Annotated in this window: 22 protein-coding genes; 7 read left to right on the forward strand and 15 right to left on the reverse strand. The window is 71.5% G+C overall.

Annotated elements, in window-relative coordinates:
- The first annotated feature begins 5 nt into the window (after window positions 1-5).
- On the forward strand, window positions 6-299 hold the full coding sequence (locus RM572_RS29735; RefSeq protein ID WP_394813539.1) for an antitoxin: 294 nt from the start codon (window positions 6-8) through the stop codon (window positions 297-299).
- Between the two features lie 108 nt (window positions 300-407).
- Here RM572_RS29735 and RM572_RS07065 read toward each other — a convergent pair whose 3' ends face one another.
- The 9 genes from RM572_RS07065 to RM572_RS07105 form a co-directional block, all read right to left on the reverse strand.
- Complete coding sequence (locus tag RM572_RS07065; RefSeq protein WP_311672414.1) at window positions 408-2,069, reverse strand: DoxX family protein; 1,662 nt, start codon at window positions 2,067-2,069, stop codon at window positions 408-410.
- Between the two features lie 145 nt (window positions 2,070-2,214).
- Window positions 2,215-3,177 carry a 23S rRNA (guanosine(2251)-2'-O)-methyltransferase RlmB gene (rlmB, locus tag RM572_RS07070; protein ID WP_311672415.1) on the reverse strand — a complete coding sequence of 321 codons (963 nt, stop codon included), beginning with the start codon at window positions 3,175-3,177 and terminating at the stop codon, window positions 2,215-2,217.
- 228 nt (window positions 3,178-3,405) lie between these two features.
- Window positions 3,406-4,818: a cysteine--tRNA ligase gene (cysS, locus tag RM572_RS07075; protein WP_311672416.1), complete on the reverse strand. Its 1,413-nt coding sequence runs from the start codon at window positions 4,816-4,818 to the stop codon at window positions 3,406-3,408.
- A gap of 112 nt (window positions 4,819-4,930) precedes the next feature.
- The gene (locus RM572_RS07080; protein WP_027765685.1) at window positions 4,931-5,326 is read right to left on the reverse strand and encodes a PPOX class F420-dependent oxidoreductase; all 396 of its coding nucleotides are present in this window, start codon (window positions 5,324-5,326) and stop codon (window positions 4,931-4,933) included.
- Between the two features lie 168 nt (window positions 5,327-5,494).
- The gene (ispF, locus tag RM572_RS07085; RefSeq protein WP_311672417.1) at window positions 5,495-6,034 is read right to left on the reverse strand and encodes a 2-C-methyl-D-erythritol 2,4-cyclodiphosphate synthase; all 540 of its coding nucleotides are present in this window, start codon (window positions 6,032-6,034) and stop codon (window positions 5,495-5,497) included.
- Window positions 6,024-6,827 carry a 2-C-methyl-D-erythritol 4-phosphate cytidylyltransferase gene (gene ispD / locus RM572_RS07090; RefSeq protein WP_311672418.1) on the reverse strand — a complete coding sequence of 268 codons (804 nt, stop codon included), beginning with the start codon at window positions 6,825-6,827 and terminating at the stop codon, window positions 6,024-6,026. Before ispD ends, ispF begins: the two co-directional genes overlap by 11 nt.
- Before the next feature lie 354 nt (window positions 6,828-7,181).
- Complete coding sequence (locus RM572_RS07095) at window positions 7,182-7,664, reverse strand: CarD family transcriptional regulator (RefSeq protein ID WP_027765682.1); 483 nt, start codon at window positions 7,662-7,664, stop codon at window positions 7,182-7,184.
- A gap of 1,292 nt (window positions 7,665-8,956) precedes the next feature.
- Window positions 8,957-9,637, reverse strand: coding sequence for a response regulator transcription factor (locus tag RM572_RS07100; RefSeq protein WP_023527581.1), 681 nt, complete (start codon window positions 9,635-9,637; stop codon window positions 8,957-8,959).
- Complete coding sequence (locus RM572_RS07105) at window positions 9,634-10,962, reverse strand: sensor histidine kinase (RefSeq protein ID WP_311672419.1); 1,329 nt, start codon at window positions 10,960-10,962, stop codon at window positions 9,634-9,636. The genes RM572_RS07100 and RM572_RS07105 overlap by 4 nt, the downstream gene beginning before the upstream one ends.
- Before the next feature lie 218 nt (window positions 10,963-11,180).
- Here RM572_RS07105 and phoU point away from each other — a divergent pair, with 218 nt between their 5' ends.
- Together phoU and RM572_RS07115 are read left to right on the forward strand one after the other, a co-directional pair.
- The gene (gene phoU, locus RM572_RS07110) at window positions 11,181-11,912 is read left to right on the forward strand and encodes a phosphate signaling complex protein PhoU (protein ID WP_051308745.1); all 732 of its coding nucleotides are present in this window, start codon (window positions 11,181-11,183) and stop codon (window positions 11,910-11,912) included.
- Window positions 11,913-12,045: 133 nt separating this feature from the next.
- On the forward strand, window positions 12,046-12,189 hold the full coding sequence (locus tag RM572_RS07115) for a hypothetical protein (protein WP_168711438.1): 144 nt from the start codon (window positions 12,046-12,048) through the stop codon (window positions 12,187-12,189).
- 1,532 nt (window positions 12,190-13,721) lie between these two features.
- Here the strand turns inward: RM572_RS07115 and RM572_RS07120 are convergent.
- Together RM572_RS07120 and RM572_RS07125 are read right to left on the reverse strand one after the other, a co-directional pair.
- On the reverse strand, window positions 13,722-14,267 hold the full coding sequence (locus RM572_RS07120; RefSeq protein ID WP_311672420.1) for an AAA family ATPase: 546 nt from the start codon (window positions 14,265-14,267) through the stop codon (window positions 13,722-13,724).
- Complete coding sequence (locus RM572_RS07125; protein ID WP_311672421.1) at window positions 14,264-15,022, reverse strand: GntR family transcriptional regulator; 759 nt, start codon at window positions 15,020-15,022, stop codon at window positions 14,264-14,266. Before RM572_RS07125 ends, RM572_RS07120 begins: the two co-directional genes overlap by 4 nt.
- Window positions 15,023-15,332: 310 nt before the next feature.
- Between RM572_RS07125 and RM572_RS07130 the strand changes: the two genes are divergently transcribed.
- From RM572_RS07130 to RM572_RS07145, 4 genes are all read left to right on the forward strand, one after another.
- Window positions 15,333-16,376 carry a GntR family transcriptional regulator gene (locus RM572_RS07130; RefSeq protein WP_311672422.1) on the forward strand — a complete coding sequence of 348 codons (1,044 nt, stop codon included), beginning with the start codon at window positions 15,333-15,335 and terminating at the stop codon, window positions 16,374-16,376.
- Window positions 16,377-16,761: 385 nt separating this feature from the next.
- Window positions 16,762-18,351, forward strand: coding sequence for an ATP-binding protein (locus tag RM572_RS07135; protein WP_311672423.1), 1,590 nt, complete (start codon window positions 16,762-16,764; stop codon window positions 18,349-18,351).
- 248 nt (window positions 18,352-18,599) lie between these two features.
- A complete protein-coding gene (locus RM572_RS07140; RefSeq protein ID WP_311672424.1) occupies window positions 18,600-18,833 on the forward strand; it encodes a helix-turn-helix domain-containing protein in 234 nt (77 codons plus the stop codon).
- Window positions 18,834-19,089: 256 nt separating this feature from the next.
- Window positions 19,090-20,325 (forward strand): tyrosine-type recombinase/integrase, encoded by a 1,236-nt coding sequence (locus tag RM572_RS07145; protein WP_311672425.1) that lies wholly within the window; start codon window positions 19,090-19,092, stop codon window positions 20,323-20,325.
- Between the two features lie 78 nt (window positions 20,326-20,403).
- Here RM572_RS07145 and RM572_RS07150 read toward each other — a convergent pair whose 3' ends face one another.
- The 4 genes from RM572_RS07150 to mshA all read right to left on the reverse strand — a co-directional run bounded on the left by RM572_RS07150 (window position 20,404) and on the right by mshA (window position 23,589).
- On the reverse strand, window positions 20,404-21,165 hold the full coding sequence (locus RM572_RS07150; RefSeq protein ID WP_311672426.1) for a phosphoglyceromutase: 762 nt from the start codon (window positions 21,163-21,165) through the stop codon (window positions 20,404-20,406).
- 133 nt (window positions 21,166-21,298) lie between these two features.
- Window positions 21,299-21,697 carry a hypothetical protein gene (locus RM572_RS07155; RefSeq protein WP_311672427.1) on the reverse strand — a complete coding sequence of 133 codons (399 nt, stop codon included), beginning with the start codon at window positions 21,695-21,697 and terminating at the stop codon, window positions 21,299-21,301.
- Between the two features lie 82 nt (window positions 21,698-21,779).
- Window positions 21,780-22,292, reverse strand: a complete 513-nt coding sequence (locus RM572_RS07160) for a type III secretion system chaperone family protein (RefSeq protein ID WP_027765664.1) — start codon at window positions 22,290-22,292, stop codon at window positions 21,780-21,782.
- Window positions 22,285-23,589, reverse strand: coding sequence for a D-inositol-3-phosphate glycosyltransferase (mshA, locus tag RM572_RS07165; protein ID WP_311672513.1), 1,305 nt, complete (start codon window positions 23,587-23,589; stop codon window positions 22,285-22,287). The genes RM572_RS07160 and mshA overlap by 8 nt, the downstream gene beginning before the upstream one ends.
- Window positions 23,590-23,660 lie beyond the last annotated feature (71 nt).

Genomic DNA, 23,660 nt, shown 5'->3' on the forward strand with positions numbered 1-23,660 from the left:
TCCAGATGTCCATGATGAACAAGATCAAGAGCATGCTGAAGGGCCACGAGAGCAAGGCCGCGAAGGGCATCGACGTGGCGGGCGACCTGATCGACCGCAAGACGCACGGCAAGTACCGGCGCCACGTGGACAAGGCCCAGAGCAGGCTCAAGCAGGAGCTCGGACGGCCCGGCACGCACGGGGGAACGCAGGGCGGACCGCACGGAGGGACGCAGAGCGACCCCCGCGGCGGACACGACCGTCCCGGCGGGCCCGGCGGGGACCCGTACGGCGACCAGGGCCGGCCGCCCGGGCGCTGACGCCGCCCGTCCCCGGGGGTGGACGGCGAACGGCCCGGCGGGACATCCCGCCGGGCCGTTCGTACGTCGCGGCGCCGCCGCCCGGGATCGGGCGGCGGCGCCGGTGGCTCAGCCGAGCAGACCGCCCAGCGCGCCGCCCCGCTCGGGCCCGCCGCCGCCCGTCGTGCCGCCGCCCGTCGATCCGCCGGTGGCCGTGCCGCCGCCTGCGGAGCTGTCGTCGCCGGACGGGCCGGAACTGCCGGTCCCCGTGGTGGAGGGGGCGGCCGGCTGCTCCGGCGCCTGCGGCGCGGCGGGCTGGGCCGGTGCCTGCACGGTCTCCTGCTGGCTCGGGGCGCTCGGCGCCCCGCTGCGCCCGCTCGGCGTGCCCGCGCTGGAGGCGGACGGCCCCGGGGTGCGGTCGGTGCCCGGCGTGCGGACGCCGGTGCCGCCGTCCGGCCCGGTCTTCTGCTTCGGCTCCTGCGGCAGGGGCGAGCCGGGCAGGTGGTTGACCGGGGGCTGGCCGGGCTCGGAGACCCGGGGTGCGTCCGAGGCGCGGACCGCGCCGCCGAGGACCGCGCCGACCAGCAGCGCCAGACCGCAGACGAGCGTGGCGAGGACCGCGCCGCGGCGCAGCACGCGCCGCCGCAGGTCCCAGATGTCCGCGCGCGGCCCGAGGGTGCGCCACGCCTCTCCCGCCAGCCGGCCGTCGAGTGAGTAGACCGGGGCTCCCGCGATGAGCAGTGGGCTCCAGGCGGCGAGGTAGATGATGTCCGGGGTGTCGTAGACGGGCACCGAACTCCAGCTCACGGTGACCAGCAGGGCGAGGGACAGCGCGGCGCCGATGCCGGCGGCGAAGCGCTGCCAGAGCCCGAAGATGGTCAGCACGCCCACCACGACCTGGAGGAACGCGACGGTGAGCCCCGCGCCGACCGGGTGCGACACCGCGAAGTCGTGCAGCGGGGTGGCGATGGCCCACGGCTCGAGCGAGCGCAGCCAGGTCACCATCGAGCCGCGGGCGCCGCCGTTGAAGTAGACGGGGTCGCAGAGCTTGCCCATGCCGGCGTAGACCGAGATGAAGCCGAGGAAGATCCGCAGCGGGAGCAGGACCATCCCGAGGTTCATCCGGCGGCCGGGGTAGTACGCGTGCCGCACCGGGTCGTTGCGGCGCGGACGGCGCACCCCCTCGGCGTACGCCTCGCCGTCGTCGGCCGGGCCGTCCAGGTGGCCCGTGCCGTCAGGGCCGCCGGGCAGGTCGTCGTACGCGCCGCGCGCGGGCCGTACGCCGGCCGGCAGCGGCTGGGTGTGCTCCGAGGGGCCCGGCCCACGCGGGCCGACGACGGTCGGGGGCGCGTCGTCGAGGCGCGGGAGCGTCCGGGTGGCGGCGTTCGCCGCCCCGGGCGCCGCGGACGGGCTCGGGAGCAGGCCGGTCGGGGGCACCCGTACGGCCTGGAGCAGCCGGGTGGCGCCGGTGTCCTCGGGGCTGGCGTGGCCGCTCCACACGAGAGGGGCCCGGCGTCGTCCGGCTCTGGGGGCGGCGGCACCGACGGAGGCGCCCGCCGCCGCGCCGAAGCCCACTCCGGCGCCCGCCGCACGGGCGGCGCGCAGCCGTGGGGCCTCGAGGGCCGCGCTGCGGGGTGCGGGGCCGGCGAGCAGCACCCGGAAGCTCACGTGGTTGACGATGACCTGCCCGGGGTCGGACGGGACCTTGACCGTGCTCAGCACGGGCTCGTCGTCGGTGAATCCGCGCGTTCCCCCGGTAGGTGTGCGGGGTGTTCTCGTGTCCACACTCATCTAACCGAGTGACGGACGGAGAAGACACTGCCTTGACCGCGCCGATCTGTCCGCGACCCGTCAAGCGACCAGATCACCACACGAAGCGATCGCTTCCGGGCGCAGGTGCGCCCGCCGGTGCGACCGGCGGGCGCGGGTCCTCAGGTCACGCGCGGCGGCGGGCCGCCTCGTACAGCACCACGCCCGCGGCGACGCCGGCGTTCAGCGACTCGGCTCCGCCCGGCATCGGAATGCGCACCCGCACGTCGCAGGTCTCGCCGACCAGACGTGACAGGCCCTTGCCCTCCGAGCCGACGACGACCACGACCGGACCGTCGAGCACGTCCAGCTCGGTCAGCTCGGTGTCCCCGTCCGCGGCGAGACCGACGACCGTGAGACCGGCCTTCTGGTACGTCTCCAGTGCACGGGTGAGGTTCGTCGCGCGGGCGACGGGTGTCCGGGCGGCGGTTCCGGCGCTCGTCTTCCACGCGCCCGCCGTCATCCCGGCGGCGCGGCGCTCGGGCACGACGACGCCGTGACCGCCGAAGGCGGAGACGGAGCGCACCACCGCGCCGAGGTTGCGCGGGTCGGTGACCCCGTCCAGGGCGACGATGAGCGGGTCCTCGCCGTCGTCGAAGGCGGCGGCGGTCAGGTCCTCCGGGTGCGCGTAGTCGTAGGGCGGCACCTGGAGCACGACGCCCTGGTGGTTGAGGTGGTTGGTCATCCGGTCGAGTTCCGGACGCGGCGCCTCCATCAGGTGGATGCCGCCGCGCTCGCCCGCGAGGCGCACGCACTCCCGGACGCGGTCGTCGTTGTCGATGAACTGCTGCACGTAGAGGGTGGTCGCCGGGACGCCCTCGCGCAGCGCCTCGACCACGGAGTTGCGGCCGACGACCAGCTCGGCGCTGCCCCTGCCCTTGCCGGCCCCGCGGCGGGGGCCGCTCTGCCGGCCCTGCGCACGGCGCGCCTTGGACTGGGCGGCACGCTGCTTGGCGTGGCCCTTGCGCATCTCGGCGGGCGGGGTCGGGCCCTTGCCCTCCAGGCCGCGACGGCGCTGGCCGCCGCTGCCGACCTGCGCGCCCTTCTTGTTGGACGTGCGGCGGTTGCGGCGTGCGCTGTTGCCGGCCATGGGGTACCTCTGTGCTTCCTGCGGTTCCTGCGGTGGAAATGTCGCGGCGTGGTCGTTGGCGTGGTCTGACGGTGGTCGTGCGTACGGTGCGATTATCCCCGACCGTACCGGGGGCCGGGGCGGCGGCGCCCCTCCCCGCACCGGCCCGTCCGCCGCCGGACGCTCCGCCCCGGTTCCCTCCCACCCGTGACGGGCGGGAGGGGGGCGCGGAGCCGGACGGGGCGTGCGTCAGGAGGCGGACGAGGAGCCGATCTCCCACCGGGGGCCGGAGGGGGTGTCCTCGATGGTGAGGCCTGCGCGGGCGAGTTCGTCGCGGATCGCGTCGGCGGTCGCGTAGTCCTTGCGTCCGCGCGCGGCCTGCCGCTGCTCCAGGATGAGCGCGACCAGCGAGTCGACCACGCCGTGCAGTTCGTCCGCCGCCTTGGCGGCGCCACCGCCGGACCACTGCTCCGCCATCGGGTCCAGGCCGAGCACTCCGAGCATGGCCCGCAGGTCGGCGAGGTGGCGGGTGGCCGCCTCCTTGTCGTCGGCGGACAGGGCCTGGTTGCCGTGCCGGACGGTGGTGTGCACCAGGGCCAGGGCCTGCGGGACGCCGAGGTCGTCGTCCATGGCCTCTGCGAAGGCGTCCGGCACCTCGTCCGCCGGGGCGACCTCGCCGGTCATCTCGGCGACGCGGTGCATGAAGCCCTCGATGCGGCCGAACGCGGCCTCCGCCTCGCGCAGCGACTCCTCGCTGTACTCGATGGTGGAGCGGTAGTGCGGGGTGCCCAGGTAGTAGCGCAGCACGATGGGCCGCCAGCGCTTCACCATCTCACTGACCAGCACCGAGTTGCCGAGCGACTTGCTCATCTTCTCGCCGCTCATGGTCACCCACGCGTTGTGCACCCAGTAGCGGGCGAACACGTCGCCGAACGCCTCGGACTGCGCGATCTCGTTCTCGTGGTGCGGGAACACGAGGTCGACGCCGCCGCCGTGGATGTCGAACTCCCGGCCCAGGTACTTGTGCGCCATGGCGGAGCACTCCAGGTGCCAGCCCGGACGGCCGGTGCCCCAGGGGGTCTCCCAGCTGGGCTCGCCCGGCTTGGCCGCCTTCCACATCGCGAAGTCGCGCGGGTCGCGCTTGCCGGTCTCGTTGTCCCCGGACGGCTGACGGAGGTTGTCCAGCTCCTGGTTGGACAGCTTGAGGTAGCCCTCGTGGGAGCGCACGGAGAAGTAGACGTTGCCGTCGGCGGCGTACGCGTGACCGGAGTCGATCAGCGTCCGCATCATGTCGATCATCTCCGGAACGTGTCCGGTGGCCCGCGGTTCGCAGGTGGGCGGCAGGCAGCCGAGCGCGGCGTACCCGTCGTTGAACGCGCGCTCGTTCTCGTAGCCGATCGCCCACCAGGGACGGCCCTGGTCGGCGGACTTGGCGATGATCTTGTCGTCGATGTCGGTCACGTTGCGGACGAACGTCACGTCGAGGCCGCGGTGTTCGAACCAGCGGCGCATGATGTCGAAGTTCAGGCCGGAACGGATGTGCCCGATGTGCGGCGCCGCCTGGACGGTGGCGCCACACAGGTAGATCGAGACGCAGCCCGGCCGGAGCGGGACGAAGTCACGGATCTGCCGGGCGCTGGTGTCGTACAGGCGAAGAGTCACGCGGCCAAGAGTAGTCGGCCGCGGGCGGGGTGTGCGCGCACCTCGGCAGGGCCCGGCCCCAGGGGATCTCCCAGGAGCCGCGCCGGTACGGACCCCGGGGCGGCGCCGCGTCTCAGAGCCGGCCGACGACCTTCCGCGGGGTGATGCGCACGACGACGCGCTCGCCGTCCTTGTGCGACTCCGGGTTGAACTCGGCGTAGGTCTTTCCGGTGTACTTCCTGGCCAGCTCGTCGATCAGCTCCTGCCCGCCCTCGGTGGTGAGCGTCACGGAGCCGCGGATCTCGGCGTACGTGTAGGGGGCTTCGGCGGGCTGCACCACCACGGTCACCCGCGGGTCGCGTTCGAGGTTCCGGGCCTTGCGGCGGCCCAGGGTGGTGGAGATCAGCAGTTCCTCGCCGTCCCGCTTGACCCACACCGGCGACACCTGCGGACTGCCGTCCGGCTGGATCGTGGCGATGTGGACGAAGACGTTGCCGTCGAGGACCTTCTTGAGCTCGTCGGAGAACACGGTGGAGGTGCTCCTTCCTGCGGACGGATGCGGTGGGCGTCGGCTCCGGTGGAGGGCGCGGCGCCCGGGCTCACGCCGCCGGCTGTGCCGTCCCTCACACCAGGTGCAACCCCGGCCGGCCCGTCGCCATTCCCCCTTCCGCCGGGCCCCGGCCGCCGCACGGACGCGTCAGGTCGCGGGGACGGGGAGGACCAGCGCGGTGGCGACGGCCGCCAGACCCTCCGCACGTCCGGTGAGGCCGAGTCCGTCGGTGGTGGTGCCGGACACGGACACCGGGGCGCCGCAGGCGGCGGACAGCGCCTGCTCGGCCTCCGCGCGCCGCTTGCCGATCTTCGGCCGCACGCCGATGACCTGGATGCTCACGTTGCCCACCGCGTAGCCCCCGGCGGTGACGATGCGTGCGGCCTCCGCGAGCAGGGTGACGCCGGAGGCTCCGGACCACTCGGGGCGCGAGGTGCCGAAGTGGGCGCCGAGGTCGCCCAGGCCGGAGGCGGAGAACAGCGCGTCGCAGGCGGCGTGCGCGGCGACGTCGCCGTCGGAGTGGCCCGCGAGCCCGTACTCCTCGCCCTCCCAGAGCAGGCCGGCGCACCAGAGCGCGCGGCCCTTCTCGAAGGCGTGCACGTCGGTGCCGACACCGATCCGCGGAACGGGGAACGGAAGCCCCCGCCGAGGGTCCCGCTGAAGCTCGCGCCGAGGATCAGAAGCCATCGGTGGCCCTCCTCCGGGCGAGGACGGCCTCGGCGAGCACCAGGTCCAGCGGGCGGGTGACCTTGAACGCCTCCGCGTGTCCGGGGACGACCACCACCTCGACGCCCAGCCGCTCGACCATGCCCGCGTCGTCCGTGACGCCGTCCCCTTCACGGGCCACCCGGGCGTGCGCGTCGGCGAGCGTCAGGCGGTCGAAGCCCTGCGGCGTCTGCACGGCCCGCAGCAGGGACCGTTCCGGGGTGCCGACGACCGGCTCGGGGTCGCCCGGCCGCTCCGGCGGCCGGATCTCCTTGACGGTGTCGGGCACCGGCAGCGCCGGTACGACGGCGGGTGCGCCGTCCCGTACCGCCGCGGCGACGGCGTCCACGGTGTCCACGGGGACCAGCGGGCGCGCCGCGTCGTGCACCAGCACGGCGGTGACGTCCTCGGGCAGCGCGGCCAGGCCGAGCCGTACGGAGTCCTGACGGGTCTCGCCGCCGGGGACGACCAGCACCTCCGGCAGCGAGTGCTCGTCCAGCAGGTGGCGCACGCCGTCGACGCCGTCGGCCGGAGCGACCACCACCACCAGGGACACCGCCCGGGCGCGCGCCACGGCCCGTACGGCGTGCACCAGCATCGGCGTCCCGCCGAGGGCGCGCAGCGCCTTGGGGGCGCCGGGGCCGAGACGCACACCGCGCCCGGCGGCCGGGATCACCGCGGCGGTACGGGCGGCGGGCCGGGCGGCGGAGGCTCCCGCCGGGCCGGGGACGGCGGCGGAAGCGGAGGGGGAAGCGGAAGCGGAAGCGTGTGACATCGGTTGCGCGTTCAGGTTTGTGTCCTCAGCCGGGTTGGGTATGGCATGGGCGTAACCCCGGCCGGTGGCTGGGGGAGTGCCGGGTGCGACACCTCGATCGGACCCTTCCGTGACAGCCGGTCGAGCGTGCTGCCGGGCCCGGCACAGCGGTGCGAGGGGCCACACGACGGGCGGCTGCCGATCGTGACACCCAGCGTACTGAACGCGATACAGCGATGCCGCAGCGCCCGGGACGAACCGGCCGGTCGTGGACCGCACGGTTTCCGGGCACCGCGGCATGGCGGTGGCGACGCCTCCCGTTGCAGGACTCGCCGGATGACGCTCGACGACTCACACGGGGCGGCCGGGGGTCGGTCAGGAGGCGAGGACCTCGTCGAGAAGCGCCTCGGCCTTGTCCTCGTTGGTCTTCTCCGCCAGCGCCAGCTCGCTGACGAGGATCTGACGCGCCTTGGCGAGCATCCGCTTCTCGCCGGCCGACAGACCGCGCTCGCGCTCGCGACGCCACAGGTCGCGGACGACCTCGGCAACCTTGATCACGTCGCCGGAGGCGAGCTTCTCGAGGTTCGCCTTGTAGCGGCGCGACCAGTTGGTGGGTTCTTCGGCGTACGGGGCGCGCAGCACCTCGAAGACCTTGTCCAGGCCCTCGGAACCGACCACGTCACGCACACCCACGAACTCCGCATTGTCCGCCGGCACACGAACAGTCAAGTCGCCCTGCGCGACCTTCAGAACCAGATAGGTCTTGTCCACGCCTTTGATCTGGCGAGTTTCGATGGCCTCGATCAGCGCGGCCCCGTGATGGGGATAGACCACGGTGTCGCCAACCTTGAACGTCATGTGTCAGGTACCCCTTCCGTGGCTATCCAGTCTAACACGTGAACGAGCCGTTCTGAATGACGTTTCCGCAGGTCAGGCCGCATCTCGGGGCTTGACAAGCGACCCGTTGTCATGCTGCGGACCCTAAGCGGAACGAAGAATTCGCAGGTCGGGACGCGTCTTCGCGGGTACCGAAACGACCCCCGGAAGGGCCCGGCGAGAAGGGGAACCGTAGGCCGAATGCCCGTTATGTCCGGTTCACCGGGGAACCCGTTCGCCCGTTCTCCGGAATTGATCAGCGAACAGTTCCGGACGGCGAACACGGCCGCGTTCCGCCGGTCGGCCGCACCGACAGTGATCAATTCCGGCCGACGTTCTCACATTCTTTCCCGAGAATCCCACCGACCCGTCAGGACGGGGAATCCACCACATCGCGGCCCCCGGCTCCGGCACGGCACTCACCCACTCCGCGCAGCGCCGGAGGGGCGGCTGCGGCCCTCGCGCGCGGGGTCGGTAGCCTGTGAGCCCACAACCGACCACCGTCCGCGACCGGGCACGCCGTTCGGCCGCCAGAGCTCGTCCTAGGAGTTGCCGCCGCCGTGAGCAGCAGCCTTCGACGCGGCACCCTCGCCGCCACCGCCCTCGCCTCCTGCGTCCTCACGCTCACCGCGTGCGGCGCGGGGGACAACGCCGCGACCCTGCAGGTCGAGCCGGACAGCGCCAGCAAGCAGGCCGGCCCGATCAAGGTCGAGGCCGTCAACATCATCACCACCGAGGACGGAGAGGGCCCCGTCGGCGTGTCGGCCCGCATCTTCAACGACAGCCGGAAGCCGGAGACCCTCGAGGCCATCCGCATCAAGGGCGTCGACGGCCGCGTCAGGCTGAGCCCGCCCACGGGGAAGAACGCCCTCACGGTGCCCGCCGAGGGCCACCTGGCGCTGGGCGGCAAGGGCCACGCCTCCGCGTTCGTACCGGACCCGGGCACGGTCAGCCCCGGCGAGATGCAGGCCATCACCTTCGTCTTCAGCCGCACCGGCAAGGTGGAGCTGCGCGCCGCGGTCGTGCCTTCGGACCACGACGGTTACGAGCGCTTCGCCCCCAGCGCGCGGCCGACCCCCTCCGGCGCGCCCACCGGCAACCCGTCGCCGCGCCCCGGCGAGCCGACCGGCGAGCCCACGGGGTCGCCCACGGGCTCCCCGACCGGCTCTCCCGCACCCGGCGAGGAGAACACCGACCCCGCGGCGGACGAGAGCCCGGCCGCTTCCGTACGGCCCCGCGGCGCGCCGACGTGCGGCACCCCGGAGGCGGTCCGGTCAGGGCTCGAACTTGTATCCCAGGCCGCGCACCGTGACCAGATAGCGGGGCGCGCCCGGGTCGGGCTCGATCTTCGCCCGCAGCCGCTTGACGTGCACGTCCAGCGTCTTGGTGTCGCCGACGTAGTCCGCGCCCCACACCCGGTCGATGAGCTGCATGCGGGTCAGCACGCGGCCGGCGTTACGCAGCAGCATCTCCAGCAGGTCGAACTCCTTCAGCGGCAGGTCCACCTTGCCGCCGCCGACCGTCACCACGTGCCGGTCGACGTCCATGCGCACCGGTCCGGCCTCCAGCGCCGCCGGCTCGACCTCCTCCGGCTCGCCGCGGCGCCGCAGCACCGCGCGCACCCGGGCGACCAGCTCCCGGGAGGAGAAGGGCTTCGTCACGTAGTCGTCGGCTCCTATCTCCAGCCCCACGACCTTGTCGATCTCGCTGTCCTTGGCGGTCACCATGATCACTGGAACGTTGGAGCGGCCGCGGAGCTGGCGGCACACCTCCGTGCCGGGCAGGCCCGGCAGCATCAGGTCGAGCAGCACCAGGTCGGCGCCGTTCCGCTCGAACTCGTCAAGCCCTTCCGGCCCCGTGGACGCCACCGCGACCTCGAAGCCTTCCTTGCGCAGCATGTACGACAGTGCGTCGCTGAACGATTCCTCGTCCTCGACGACGAGCACTCGGGTCACGGGAGGACCTCCGGGGCGTCAGATGTACGTGGTCGTGATGGGGATGTGGTGGGGTCGTGCACCCCGTCGTCCTCGTCGTCGAAGTCGGACGGTTCCTGCAGCGCACCGCTGAGGCGGTGCTCGCGGCGGCCGGACCGGCCTTCGCGGCCGGACTCCGCCTTCTCCCGGGCGTTGCCGGCTTCCGGCAGCCGCAGGGTGAAGGTGGAGCCCTGGCCCTCCGCGCTCCACACGGTGACCTCTCCGCCGTGCGAGGCGGCCACGTGCTTGACGATGGCGAGGCCGAGGCCGGTGCCACCGGTGTCGCGGGAGCGGGCCGGGTCGACGCGGTAGAACCGCTCGAAGATCCGCTCCTTGTCCGCCGCCGAGATGCCGATGCCCTGGTCGGTCACCGCGATCTCGACGAGGTCGCCGCCCGGCGCGGCGATGCGCCGCCCGGCGATGCCGACCCGGGTACGGGCCGGCGAGTAGTTGACCGCGTTCTCGACGAGGTTGCCGAGCGCGGCGGCGAGCTGCCCGCGGTTCCCCCACACGTGGAGGTTCTCGGTGCCTCCGGACGCGAGGGTGATCTGCTTGTTCGACGCCGACTGCCGGCAGCGGTCCAGCGCCTCCCCGACCAGTTCGGTGACCTGCACCGGCTCCGAGTCCTCCAGCGGGTCGTCGTTCTGCACCCGGGAGAGGTCGATCAGCTCCTGCACCAGGCTGGTCAGCCGGGTCGCCTCGTTCTGCATCCGGCCGGCGAAGCGTTCCACGGCCTCGGGGTCGTCCGAGGCGTCCATCACGGCCTCGGAGAGCAGCGACAGCGCGCCGACCGGCGTCTTCAACTCGTGGCTGACGTTGGCCACGAAGTCGCGGCGCACCGCCTCGATCCGGCGGGCCTCCGTCAGATCCTCGACCAGCAGCAGCACCAGGCGGGACCCGAGCGGCGCCACGCGCGCCGACACGGCGAGGGCGTCGCCGCCCCGGCCCGAGCCGCGGCGCGGCAGGTCCAGCTCGATCTGGCGTATCTCTCCGTCGCGGCGCGTGTCGCGCGCCATCCGCAGCATCTCGTCCACGGTCAGCCGCCCGCCCCGCACCAGCCCCAGGGCGTACGCGGCGGAGCTGGCCTTCACCACGGCGTCGGCCTCGTCCAGCACGACGGCCGACGAGCGGAGCACGGACAGGACGGTGTCCACGCCCGGCGGCAGCGTCGCCGGGTCGGTGTGCAGCGCGGTACGGGTGGGGCGCGCCTGCTCGCGCTCGCTCCACCGGAACGCCAACATGGCGATCACGCCGGTGCAGACACCGGCGATCGCGGCCACTGCGGCGACTGCCGCGTTCACGTCCATGGCTCCCAGGTTATGCGGCGGAAACCGCACGCCCCCAGCCCTTCCGGGGCGGTCCCGAACACTCGTCCCCCAGAGTTCACCTCGGTGTCGGAGCTGATTCACTTGTGCGGCCGGAAGAGGACGCATTCCACCCCGAACGTGGCAGCGTGGGGGGCGAACCACCCGGTCGGAGCAACAGCCCGTCCGCCCCCGGACACGCCACGCGAGGAAGGACAAGCATGCGGGACGCGTACCACGAGGAGCTGGACTCGATCAGCGACAGCCTGGTCGAGATGGCACGGCTCGCCGGCTCCGCGATCGGCCGCGCCACCACGGCGATGCTCGACGCGGACCTCAAGCTCGCCGAGAGCGTGATCGCGGCGGACGAGAAGGTCGACGACCTCCAGCGCGACCTGGAGACCAAGGCCATCCAGCTGCTCGCCCGGCAGCAGCCCGTCGCCACGGACCTGCGGATCGTCGTCACGTCGCTGCGGATGAGCGCGGACCTGGAGCGTTCGGGCGACCTCGCCCAGCACGTGGCGAAGGTCGCACGGCTGCGCTTCCCCGACTCCCCGGTGCCGCGGGACCTCCAGGCCACGCTGCTGGAGATGGGGCAGCTCGCGCAGCGCCTGATGGCCAAGGCCGCCGAGGTGATCATCACCAAGGACGTCGACACCGCGCTCCAGCTGGAGCACGACGACGACAAGATGGACGACCTGCACCGCACGCTCTTCCAGCACCTGATGGACGACCGCTGGAAGCACGGCATCGAGACAGCCGTCGACGTCACCCTCCTCGGCCGGTACTACGAACGGTTCGCCGACCACGCCGTGTCGGTGGCCCGGCGCGTGGTCTACCTCGTCACCGGCGACTACGTCGACGAGCTGACCGAGGGCGGCGCACCGGCGGGTGCCGCCCCCGCCGCCTCCCCTTCCGGCACGGACTCGACGGAGCCCGCCGAGGGCGCGTGACGCCCTCGGGGCGGGAACCGGCGCACGCTGCACGCCCCGTCGCGCTCCCGCACGCCGGGGCCGCGCGCGGCTAGGACGTGTCCGGGCGGGCAGGGATGCGAGCGCATGACAGTCCCGCCCAAGAGGAGGAACCATGCCCCACCCGCCCCTCTCCCCCACGGCCCGCGACAGCCCGCCCCCGCCGGTGCTCGGCGCCTGCGGCTGCGGCTCCGGCTGTGGCTGCGGCTGCCAGTCCGGCGGCTCCTGCCAGTGCGGCGGCAGCTGCTGCGGCGACTGACACCACCCGTCGTCACGAGGGCCGGGCGGGCACACGGTGCCCGCCCGGCCCTCCGCACTCCGCCGCGCCGTCGGACGGGGTTCCTGGGGTGGGCCTTCGCCGTCGCCGTCCATCGCGACCGCCGACGTGCCGGTCTCACGAGGGCCCCTGACCCGCACCGCGTGCGCAGGTCAGGGACCCGATCGGGCTTGCTACTTCTTCTTGCACTGGGTCTGAGGGGCCCGTTCTTCGCCCCTGGTCAACAGGCGCCGCACCCCGCCTGACCTGGAGTCGAACCGTCGTTGATAGCCGTCGTTGGTCGTTGTCGGTCGATGCTGGAGGGCCCAGAGGGGGCCCAGAAGGACGCCTTCGGCGACATCTTCTTGGACGCCCACTGCTGACCCCTCGGAGGGGCTGATTCGGCGGGTGCGGCCGAATCATCATCAGGTGAAGCGGAGGGAGTCAGCCGGTATAGAGGGAGTTCTCCCTACCGGCCTCCCTGGCGCGTGAGACCTGGTTCTACCTGCGAAAATACCCCTGGTAGGGAGCCAGGGACTCGCCTCCGTCGGGTCCCTGCCCCCGCCTCTAGGCGGCGCTCACCCCCGCCGACTGTGTGTCCCTCCCTGGCCGGCGCACGCTACAAGCAAGAGGAGCACGCGGGCCGTGCTCCTCTTGTCTTGAGCCGCCACCCCTCTCCCAGCGAATACGCGCAGCGCAAGGGCAAGGGCCCGACTCTGACACCCCACCGCGAACGGCGTCCGAATCAACCGAAGGGCGTAGACGCCTCTCTGAGCGCGTGACGCCCTTCCGCGAGGGTCGAAGACCCCCAACGCTGCGTCAGGCCGCGACGACCCCCTTCACGGCGCCGCAAGGAGGTGCTTTGCGCCCTCGCGCGCACGTGCGCGCGTAGGCCCCCTCCCCCGCAACCTGGGTCAACCTGCAACTTCGCAGGTCAGCGATGGTTGCAGGCGGTTGACCACCCACCGAAGTGCAACCGGCTGTCCGAAGTACCGGTTGCAGGGTGGGTAACACCCCTGCTCCAACTTGTCGCTTGTCGCTTGTCGGCCACCACAACGAGGTCGTCCACTGGGCTGGTACGCCCTGAAAGCGGCTCTGACCTGGTAGGCGACAAGCGACAAGACAAGCGGCAAGCGACAAGTCCGAGCAGGCGCCTGCGCTCGCACCCCACCACGGCGATGTAGCGAACGGAAAGGTTCGACCGCCCCGTGAGCATCACGCTCTTGGCTTCAACTAGAGAGTTGGGGGAAAGCAGTGTCCGCAGCGTCCGACAGGGCCAGCGCACCCCATGTGACCTGCACCGAGGCATCGGACGCTATGCACCGTACCCAGCGTCCGACAGTGTCCGCAGCGTCCGGCGCCCCCCTCACCTAAGAGCGCTTTTGTGCAGGTCAGAACGGCTCTTAGGAGGGGAGGGGCCGGACGCTGCGGACACTGACACCGCGGTGGCCCCGACCACACTGCCGAGCTCGCCAATGCGGAGGTAGCGACGACAGCCGTGGGCGGCGCGAAATGCGTCGCCGAAGGCGTCCTTCTTATCCTGCTTCTAGCGCTTTCAGTACCGTGCGCGGGTCACCGTCGTACACCATGTGTGGCTCATCCACCCCCGGAGGTACGAAACGATTTCGGTAGCGGAGCAGGTCACTTTCAGCGAAGTAGATGGAGTTCGGGTCGGTGGCATGCTCCGCATTCCGCTTGCTCACGCGCGACCAGAGCTCTTCGTGACTCGCCTCTAGGTAGACCAGTCTCACGATCGCACCGGCATCCGTCGCGATTGAGTGCCACCGAGCACGGTCATCCGGCGTCCAGAAGCCGTGGTCAACCACCACGTCATGACCCGCCCGGAGTTGCTCGCGGAGTTCCACGGCGGCCTCTTCAAGGACTGGGCGCTCAAGCACCGGAAACGTGCCCCGTGGAAAGTCGACTCCGTAGACGCCATGCCGGTGATACATCTCTTCGTCAGGACACAGCCTGACGAACCCACGAGCCGTGAGCGCTCGGGACAACGTCGTCTTGCCCGAGCCGGGCAGGCCGGCCATCAGCACACAGAATGGCCGGCGCCTGTCGTCGGGCGTCGTCACGAGGTGACTTCCGATTCCGTTCGCCAAGTGCGGCCGGGGCTCCCAAGGTCGATGCCGTACTCCACGACGTTGTCTTCGCTGTCCACGAACCTCGCGGTCATCACGACCACCGGCTCACTTGACCGCTTTGCAGGGTCCAATTCCAGGAGCTCTGCATCCTCAGAGGTCAACAGACGCGCCGACGCAGTGTCGATCCGGTGCGTGATAGGGCGGCCGGTCGCCTGAGCAATGAGCTGTAGAGACGTTCCCCCAGTCAGGCGCTCGCTCTTCGTCAGTTGCGGGATGAGGTCGGCGTACCCGGCGGGGATCCACGACGTCGAGTGAGCAACGATGCCGTGCCGGTCGCGGTAGACACGGCGGCGCCTGATCACCTCCGAACCCGACTGGATGTCCAGCGCCTGAGCTACATCAGCAGGTGCCGGCACCACTGAGGCGGTGTGGGAGTCGGATCGCTCGCCGGACCCCCAACTGGAGCCGGTACGGCTCCCTCGGTCCTGGCGCTGCGACCCGGAAGACATCGGGGCAGGAAGGTCCAGCACCTCCGTCCCGATGCCATGAATGCCCCTGACGAGTCCGTCGTTGCGCAACCTCCGCAACGCCTTCTCGGCGGTCGCCGTGCTGACGCTCCACTGCTGCGCAAGGTTCTTGATGCTCGGCAGAAGCGTGCCCGGCCGTAGCTCGCCGGACGTGATCAGTTCCGCGTAATGGGCGGCAATCTGCGCATACGGCGCTCGATTGTCGGCCTGGTCCGCCATCTCGCCATCAGCTCCTTCGCATCTCTGTGGTCGGTTCCCTACTGTACCGCTTGACACCCTAGGGTGCCCTAGGGAACCCTAGGCATGTACCCACCGGGCGGATCGACTGGCCGGAGGGGTGCAAAAAGCCCTGGTCAAAAGCTGGTCAGGACAAGCAAGGAGCGGCCCTCCACCGCCAAGCAGATAGCCGCTCCTCGACCCTCGAAGGGGTGTCTCCATCATGCCTGGAATCACTGCTGAACGTGCCGTCGGGACAACCGCCCGGCGGGGGAATGGCCCGGGTGGCCGGAAGCTTCGGCACGGGGAGGACGTGCCGCTGACGCCCGAGCAGTCGGAACGACTCGCGGTGCTGTACGAGAAGTTCGGCACTCGGCTGGTGGGCTACGCGCGCCGGAAGCTCACTGGCTACGGGTGGGGCTTCGCTGCGGCTGAGTCGCTGGCTGAGGACATCGCGCAGGAGGCGTGGATCGAGGTGTCCCGGACGGGGGCCAAAGACCTGCTTCGTCCCGATGTGCTGAGCGACAACGAGACCCGGGGAATGCTCTTCGCCCGGGTGAAGACGCAGATCGGTCGGCACTTCGGGCGTTCGCGTTCACACGAGCGGCCGGTCGACTGGAGCGACCCGGTGACGTGCAACGTGCTGTGCCCTTTGATGTCCGAGCCTTGCCCCCTCACGGCGCCGTCTGCGTCGCTGCTACGTCTGGTCGATGCGCTGCCAGAACGGGAGCGTGCCGCCCTGCTCCTGCGGCTGGACGGCTGTCCGATGAAGGTGCTGGGTGAGCATCTGGAGTGCGATGCCACCACTGGGCGCCGCCTGGTCGATACTGCGCTGTTGCGCCTTCAGCTGTGCCATGCGGAGGCGGCACGGGAGCCTGTAGCGCTGGCGACTCTCCCGGCGTGGCAGCGCGAAGGGCTGGCCAAGCTTCCCGACGCTCAGCGTGAGGCTCTGCTGCGAGTCGACGACCTGCCGCGTCAGGTTCTTCTCCTGCACCTGGGCGAGGGGCTGCACGGTAACGAGATCGCCGCGCGGCTCGGGGTCCCGCGCGACGCGATCAAGTCCAGCTACATCTGCGCCGTGGCGCTGAAGAATCCTGGTGCGGCGCCGTCCACGACCGCGCGGAAGAAGGGTGAGGCAGCACGCGCCCTTGCCGAGGTGCTGCGCGGCGAGGTGGCGGAGCTGGCGCCGGGTGAGCGTGTGCCGGCGGAGCGGGTGTTGATGGCGCGCCTGCGCTGTTCCAGCAAGACGGTCCGGACCGCCATGAAGACGCTGCGCGATGAGGGCCTGGTCACCTCGCGCGGAAGCCAGGGGATGTACCGCAGCACGACCGGCGGTGACTTGGCGGTCGCGGCGTGAGGGGCGGCATGTGTTCAGGGCTGTTCATGGGTGTTCACGGAGGTTCACCGCGCCGTGCCGGCGGTCGTCCGTCCCAGGCGTGCGGCCTCTGGATGTTCCCGGCGTGGGTGACCACGTCAGGCGTTGTCGAACGGCCCTGCCTGGTGGTAACCGAGGCGGGCGCCCGTACCCCGGATGACCTGCGGAATAGGACCCGGAAGACGGGTGCCGAGGTGGTCATCTCGGGACTGGTCGCGGTCACGTGCTACCTACCGGCGCCTTCCGTGCTCGGAACGGTTCGGCCCGTCGCCGGAACGTGTCCGGAAGCCGTCGGAATGACCACTCGCGCGCCCGGCATGGGGGCGCGTGCCCTCGGAACGGACGCTGCGTGCGAAGGAGGTATTGCGTGAGTGCCCGAACGAGCGTGAACGGCCGTGAACGCCCGGCGCCTGCCGGGGGCCGTTCGGCAGGGGCGCCGTCGGAGGGTGGTAAGAAGCCGTCGCCCGCGACGGAGCTGGTTGCTCTGGCCCGTGAACGGTACGCGCTGGTCACCTCCGAGGACGGACGGCCCTACGCGGTCGCCAAGGACGGCCCGAACATCGCGCTCCCGCTACGCGGCAAGGCAGGACTGCGCCAGCAGCTCGCCCGGCTGTACACCGACACCCACGACGGCGCGGTGCCCACCCAATCCGCGCTCGCGGACGCCATGACCGTGCTGGAAGGCGTGGCCGCCGCCGACCCGGTAGCGGTGCACCTTCGGGTCGCACCCAACCCCGACGGCGGGATCGTCATCGACCTGGGCACCGCCGACGGCCGGTGCGTGACCATCTCCGCTCTGGGCTGGGAAGTAGCGGACCGATCCCCCGTCATCTTCCGCCGCTCCGGAGCCATGTCGCCCATGCCGGCACCGTCCCTCGACGGCGACGGGCTGGCGAAGCTGCACGCCCTGGTGAACATGGACGACACCACCTTCCGCCAGCTCGTGGCATGGCTGGTGGCCGCGTGGATTCCCTCGATCCCGCACCCGATCCTGACGTTCAAGGGAGAGCAGGGCACGGGGAAGTCCAAGACCGCGCAGATGGTCGTCAACCTGATCGACCCAACCCCCGCGCCCAAGCGCTCGCAGCCGCGGGACATCAAGGCGTGGTCGGCACAGGCGTTCAACTCCTGGGCGCTGTGCCTGGACAACATCTCCACCATCCCGGCCTGGCTCTCCGACACGCTGTGCAAGGCCGTGACCGGTGACGGCATCGTGGACCGCGCCCTGTACACCGACGACGACGTCGTGGTGCTGGAGTTCCGGCGCGTGCTGGCCATGACCACCATCGACGCGGGAGCTCTCGCGGGCGACCTTGCCGAACGGCTGCTCATGCTCGACTTGCAGCTCATCGGGGAGGACCGCCGCCGTACGGAGGAAGAGCTGGACCAGGCGTTCGCCGCCGCCCGACCCGCCGTTCTCGGGGCGCTGTGCGACCTGCTCGCCTCCGTGCTCGCGGTGCTGCCCACGGTGCGGCTGTCCACGATGCCGCGCATGGCCGACTTCGCCCGCGTGCTGGCCGCCGTGGACCACGTCCAAGGCTGGGACACCCTCGGCTCCTACCTGGCCACCTCCGAGAACGTCGCCAGCGACGCTCTGGAAGGCGACCCCTTCGGCGCGGCCGTGGCCGCCCTGGTCGAGCAGGCGGGCACCTGGCAAGGGACGGCCGCTCAACTCCTCGAACAGCTCACCCCCACCGACGGGCCACGCCCCCAGGGCTGGCCCAAGGACGCCACCCGCGCCGGCGGGAAGGTCAAACGCCTCGCTCCGCTCCTGCGGTCCGTCGGCATCGCCGTGGACGACACGCAACGTAGCGGGGGCAAGCACCGCCACCGGCTCTACGTCCTCACCCGCACCGACCCCGGAACACCGGCAGCGTCCGACACCGAACCCACCGCCGCACAACCGCCCCTCGCCCACGTCGGCCCCCAACCCGCCCTGCCTGAACAGGAGGAATAGCGCCCGGCAAGGGCCAGCCCGAGACCGGCAGAGAAGCCCCCCGGCACGGACGCCGCACCGGACGCTAAGAGCCCTCAGCGCCCGCAGTGTCCGGCACAGCGTCCACACCGCGCCCCCGCCCTGAGCTGCACCGCAACAGCCCACCGGACGCTGCGGACGCTTCGGACACTGCGATGCAGCAGCTCTCTATTCCACACCCACCCCTACCCGGCCATGCCCCATCGCGGTCACAAGGAGTGAACACCAGAATGCGCAGCACACCCGAAACGCTGCCCGTCCACGCCCTGCGCGCCGGACTCCCCGACCGGTACCTGACCCCGCAAGACGTAGCCGACCTCCTGTCCGTGCCGCTGGAGACCGTCTACGCCTGGCGCCGCAAGCGCACCGGTCCGCCCGGCTTCCGCATCGGCAAGCACCTGCGCTACGACCCCGCCGCCGTACGGGCCTGGATCGACCAGCGGAGCAGCCAACAGGCCGCGTGACACCACGGGTCACGGCGTCACGGGGGCGTGACGGCCCCCGCGACGCCGACGACGCACAGCCCGGTTTCGAGGCTGGACCACAGTTTCGCCCGGCCCGAAACCGGTTTCGTCTCGGATATCGCCGCATCTTTCGCTTGACCTGCACAGATATCGAGTTTCACCACCTCGGCGACCGCCGCAGGAAACGCCCGCAGCAGCTCCTACGGACAGCCCCGCACCCGCCGAAACCCACAGCACCACGAGGAGACCCAACCCGATGCCCGGAAGCATCCAAGACCGCTGGTTCAAGACCGAGACGGACGCCAACGGCAAGACCGTCCGCACCAAGACGGCCCGCCACGGGAACGGCCTACGTTACCGGGCGCGCTACTTCGCACCTGATGGCAAGCGGAAATCCAAGTCCTTCGCCGACGGGCAGAAGCGCCTTGCTGAGCAGTGGCTCAGCACCATCAGCGCCGACGTGGCGCGCGGCCAGTACATCGACCCGAACGCGGCACGAACATCGTTCCAGGAGTTCGCGGAGCAGTGGCTGGCGAGCCAGAGCGGCGACCCAAATACGCGGGCCTCCATGCAGTCTCAGCTCAAGCTGCATGCCTTCCCGCGCATCGGGACGCGCCCGCTGGGGTCGTTCCAGCCGAGTCATATTCGCGAGTTCGTGACGCAGCTCGAAGCGTCCGGCATGTCCGGCTCGTACGCCCGCGTCATCTTCTCCAACGTGCGGGCCATCCTGAGCGCGGCCGTCGAGGACGGCTGTCTGCCCCGGAACCCCTGCAACTCGCGCACGGTGACGCTCCCGGAGATGGGCGCCCGGCGGGTGGTCCCCTGGCTGCCGGAAAGGGTCTTCGCCATGCGCGCTGCCTTGGTCGAACGGTTCCGGCCCATGGTGGACGTTGGCGCCGGGTGCGGACTGCGACAGGGCGAGATCCTCGGGTTGTCCGTCGAAGAACTCGACTTCGACAACGACACGCTTCACGTCGTCCAGCAGCTCAAGCTGAGTCTGAGCGCGCCGGTATTCGCCCCGCCGAAGGGCGGCAAGCTGCGCGACGTGCCGCTACCAGGGCCCGTGGCGGATGCGCTCAAGGCGCACATGAAGCTCTTCCCACCGATAGAGGTCACGTTGCCGTGGATGCGTGCCGGCGGATCGCCCGTGACCAAGCGCCTGCTCTTCACCGGTCCCCGTGGCGGTCACGTCTGGCGTACGTCGCTGAACGAGGACCACTGGAAGCCCGCACTCGCGAAGGTCGGCGTCATCCCCCACGCGAAGAGCCGAGAGCATGCCGCCGCGCGAGAGCACGGCATGCACGCGCTGAGGCACTTCTACGCGTCGGTTCTGCTGGACGCGGGAGAGAGCATCAAGGCAGTCAGCGAGTACCTCGGTCACTCCGACCCGGGGCTGACGCTGAAGGTGTACGCCCACCTGATGCCGAGCAGTCGGGACCGCGCACGGATCGCTCTCGGCAGGGCTCTACGGCCGGACGACTCTCCACGCTGAGGGCCCACGCTGGGCCCAGAGCAAACGCGGGCCCCTGATCCGCGCCGTATGTGCAGGTCAGGGGCCTGGCCGTTTCCCTTACTTCTTCTTGCCCTGGTTCTTGACGGCCTCGATGGCCGCCTTGGCGGCGTCGGGGTCGAGGTAGGTGCCGCCGGGGTTGAGGGGGCGGAAGTCGGCGTCGAGCTCGTAGGAGAGCGGGATGCCGGTGGGGATGTTGAGGCCGGCGATGTCGGCGTCGGAGACGCCGTCGAGGTGCTTGACCAGGGCGCGGAGCGAGTTGCCGTGGGCGGCGACGAGGACCGTGCGGCCGGCGAGGAGGTCGGGGAGGATGCCGTCGTACCAGTAGGGCATCATGCGGCCGACGACGTCCTTGAGGCACTCGGTGCGGGGACGCAGCTCGCTGGGGATGTCGGCGTAGCGCGCGTCGCCGCTCTGCGACCACTCGGTGCCGTCGGCGAGCTCCGGCGGCGGGGTGTCGTACGAGCGGCGCCACAGCATGAACTGCTCTTCGCCGAACTCGGCGAGCGTCTGGGCCTTGTCCTTGCCCTGGAGGGCGCCGTAGTGGCGCTCGTTGAGGCGCCAGCTGCGGTGGACGGGGATCCAGTGGCGGTCGGCGGCCTCGAGGGCGAGGTTCGCGGTGCGGATGGCCCGCTTCTGGAGCGAGGTGTGCACGACGTCCGGGAGCAGGCCGGCCTCCGTCAGCAGCTCGCCGCCGCGGACGGCCTCCTTCTCGCCCTTCTCGGTCAGGTTGACGTCCACCCAGCCGGTGAACAGGTTCTTCGCGTTCCACTCGCTCTCGCCGTGGCGGAGCAGGATCAGCTTGTACGGTGCGTCGGCCATGCGTCCGAGCGTAGACGACCGGGCGGGCGCGGCCTCGGGACGGTCCGAGGCGCGGAACGTCCCCGGGCGTGAGCGGTCCGGAGCCGGTACGGCGGGCGGTGGCGCCGCCGCGGGCCGCCGCTGCTGGAGGGCCCTACGACGCGGTGGTCCTGGTGAGGATCAGGGAGGGCGGACCGTCCGGGTCGTACCGGAAGTACACCGTCCCGGGGCTTCCCGTGTAGAGCTGGATGCCGCCGATCCGGCCGAGGGTGCCGTCCTCGATCGCCAGGTAGACGAAGTCGTCGGCCGTCTCCCGCTCGACGACGTCCCAACTGCCGCTGAAGTCGTCGGTGTCGGGCGAGTCGTCCGTGGAGACGTCGGTGGCGGAGAACGTCCGGTCGGACGCGAGCACCAGCTCACCGCCGGTCTCGTCGTTGCGGTACACGCCGGGGAGTGTGTCGGGGTCGACCGGGGCCGCGCACCCGGACGTGAGGACCGTGGCGGCGGCCAGGGCGGCGCCGACCCATCGTCCGGCTGTTCTCTTGTCTCTCACCCGCTCAGCGTAGCGTCACCCCGTTTGACCTGGTGTGGGGGTGTCAGGCCCGCTGCCCCCGCCACGCGGGCGTCGCCTGGGGTCAGGACGTGGTGTCGGCGTCCCGGGTGAGGTGGGCGAAGGCGTCGAGGTTGCGGGTGGACTCGCCGCGGGAGGTGCGCCAGGCGTACTCCTTGCGGATGGCGTCGGCGAAGCCCATCTCCAGGAGGGTGTTGAAGGAGCCGTCGGCGTTCTCCAGGACGGTGCCGAGCAGCCGGTCGATCTCGTCGGGCGTGACGGCGGCGAGCGGGAGGCGGCCGACGAGGTAGACGTCGCCGAGCCTGTCGATCGCGTAACTCACCCCGTAGAGGCGGGTGTTGCGCTCCAGCAGCCAGCGGTGCACCTCGGCGTGGTTCTCGTCTGGGCAGCGCACCACGAAGGCGTTGACGGAGAGGGAGTGCCGTCCGACGACGAGGGAGCAGGTGGTCGACAGTTTGCGGGTGCCCGGGAGGGTGACGACGTAGGTGCCGTCGGAGGGGTTCTCCCAGTCGATGTCGGCGTCCCGGAGCGACTGCTCCAGCACGGCGGTCGGTGACGTCGGCGTCGGCTCAGCCATGCAGTGATCGTAGGCGACGGCGCCGGGACTGGAGCGCGGCGGTGTACGTCTCGGCGGTGGCGGCGGCCGCCGCGTCCCAGCCGAAGTCGGCGGCGTGGCGGGCGGCTGCCTCGCCCATGCGGGCGCCGAGGGCGTCGTCGTCGAGGAAGCGGCGCAGGGCGCGCGCGTAGTCGGCCGGGTCGTGGCCGGGGACGAGGAAGCCGCTCTCCCGGTCGCTCACGGCCACGGGGAGGCCGCCGACGGACGCGGCGACCACCGGCGTGCCGCATGCCTGCGCCTCCAAGGCGACCAGGCCGAACGACTCGCTGTACGACGGCATCACCAGCACGCTCGCCGCGCGGTACCAGTCGGCCAGCTGCGCCTGCCCGACCGGCGGGCGGAACCGGACCAGGTCGGCGATGCCGAGCCGGGCCGCGAGCTTCTGGAGACGTTCGGGTTTGGCGAGGCCGCTGCCGCTGGGCCCGCCGACCACCGGCACCAGCAGGCGGGAGCGGAGGGAGGGGTCCGCGTCGACCAGCTGGGCGACGGCGCGCAGCAGGACGTCGGGGGCCTTCAGGGGCTGGATGCGGCCGGCGAAGAGCGGAACCAGCGCGTCCTGCGGCAGCCCGAGCCGGGCACGGGCCGCGGCCCGCCCGTCGGCGGGGCGGAACGTCTCCAGGTTCACGCCGGGGTGCACGACGTCGGTGCGCGCCGGGTCGGCGTCGTAGTGGTGGACCAGGTCGCGGGCCTCTTCGGCGGTGTTGCCGATGAGCCGGTCGGCGGCCCGTACGATCTGCTGCTCGCCGATCACGCGGGCGGGCGGCTCCGGGGCGTCGCCCTCGGCCAGGAAGGCGTTCTTGACCTTGGCCATGGTGTGCATGGTGTGCACCAGGGGGACGCCCCAGCGCTGCGAGGCCAGCCAGCCGACGTGGCCGGACAGCCAGTAGTGGGAGTGCACCAGGTCGTAGTGGCCCGGCCGGTGCCCGGCCCACGCCTGCATCACGCCGTGGGTGAAGGCGCAGAGCTGCGCGGGCAGCTCCTCCTTCGCCAGCCCTTCGTACGGACCGGCGTCGATGTGGCGGACGAGGACGCCGGGGGCGAGTTCGACGGTCGGGTCGAGTGCACCTGTGGTGGCGCGCGTGAAGACCTCGACCTCGATGCCCGCGGCGGCGAGCTGGCGGGCCAGTTCGACGATGTAGACGTTCATGCCGCCCGCGTCGCCGGTGCCGGGCTGGTGCAGCGGGGAGGTGTGCACGCTCAGCATGGCGATGCGGCGGGGGCGCCGCGGGTGCAGAAGGTGACGTGGCGACGGCAGCATGCCCTGCGGGGTGCCGCCGGGGGCGACGCCGCCGGGCGTCGTACCGTGCGGGCGCGTGCGGCGGCGGAGGC

Origin of the sequence: Streptomyces hazeniae (assembly GCF_031845485.1) — a bacterium.
GTDB classification, from domain to species: Bacteria; Actinomycetota; Actinomycetes; order Streptomycetales; family Streptomycetaceae; genus Streptomyces; species Streptomyces hazeniae.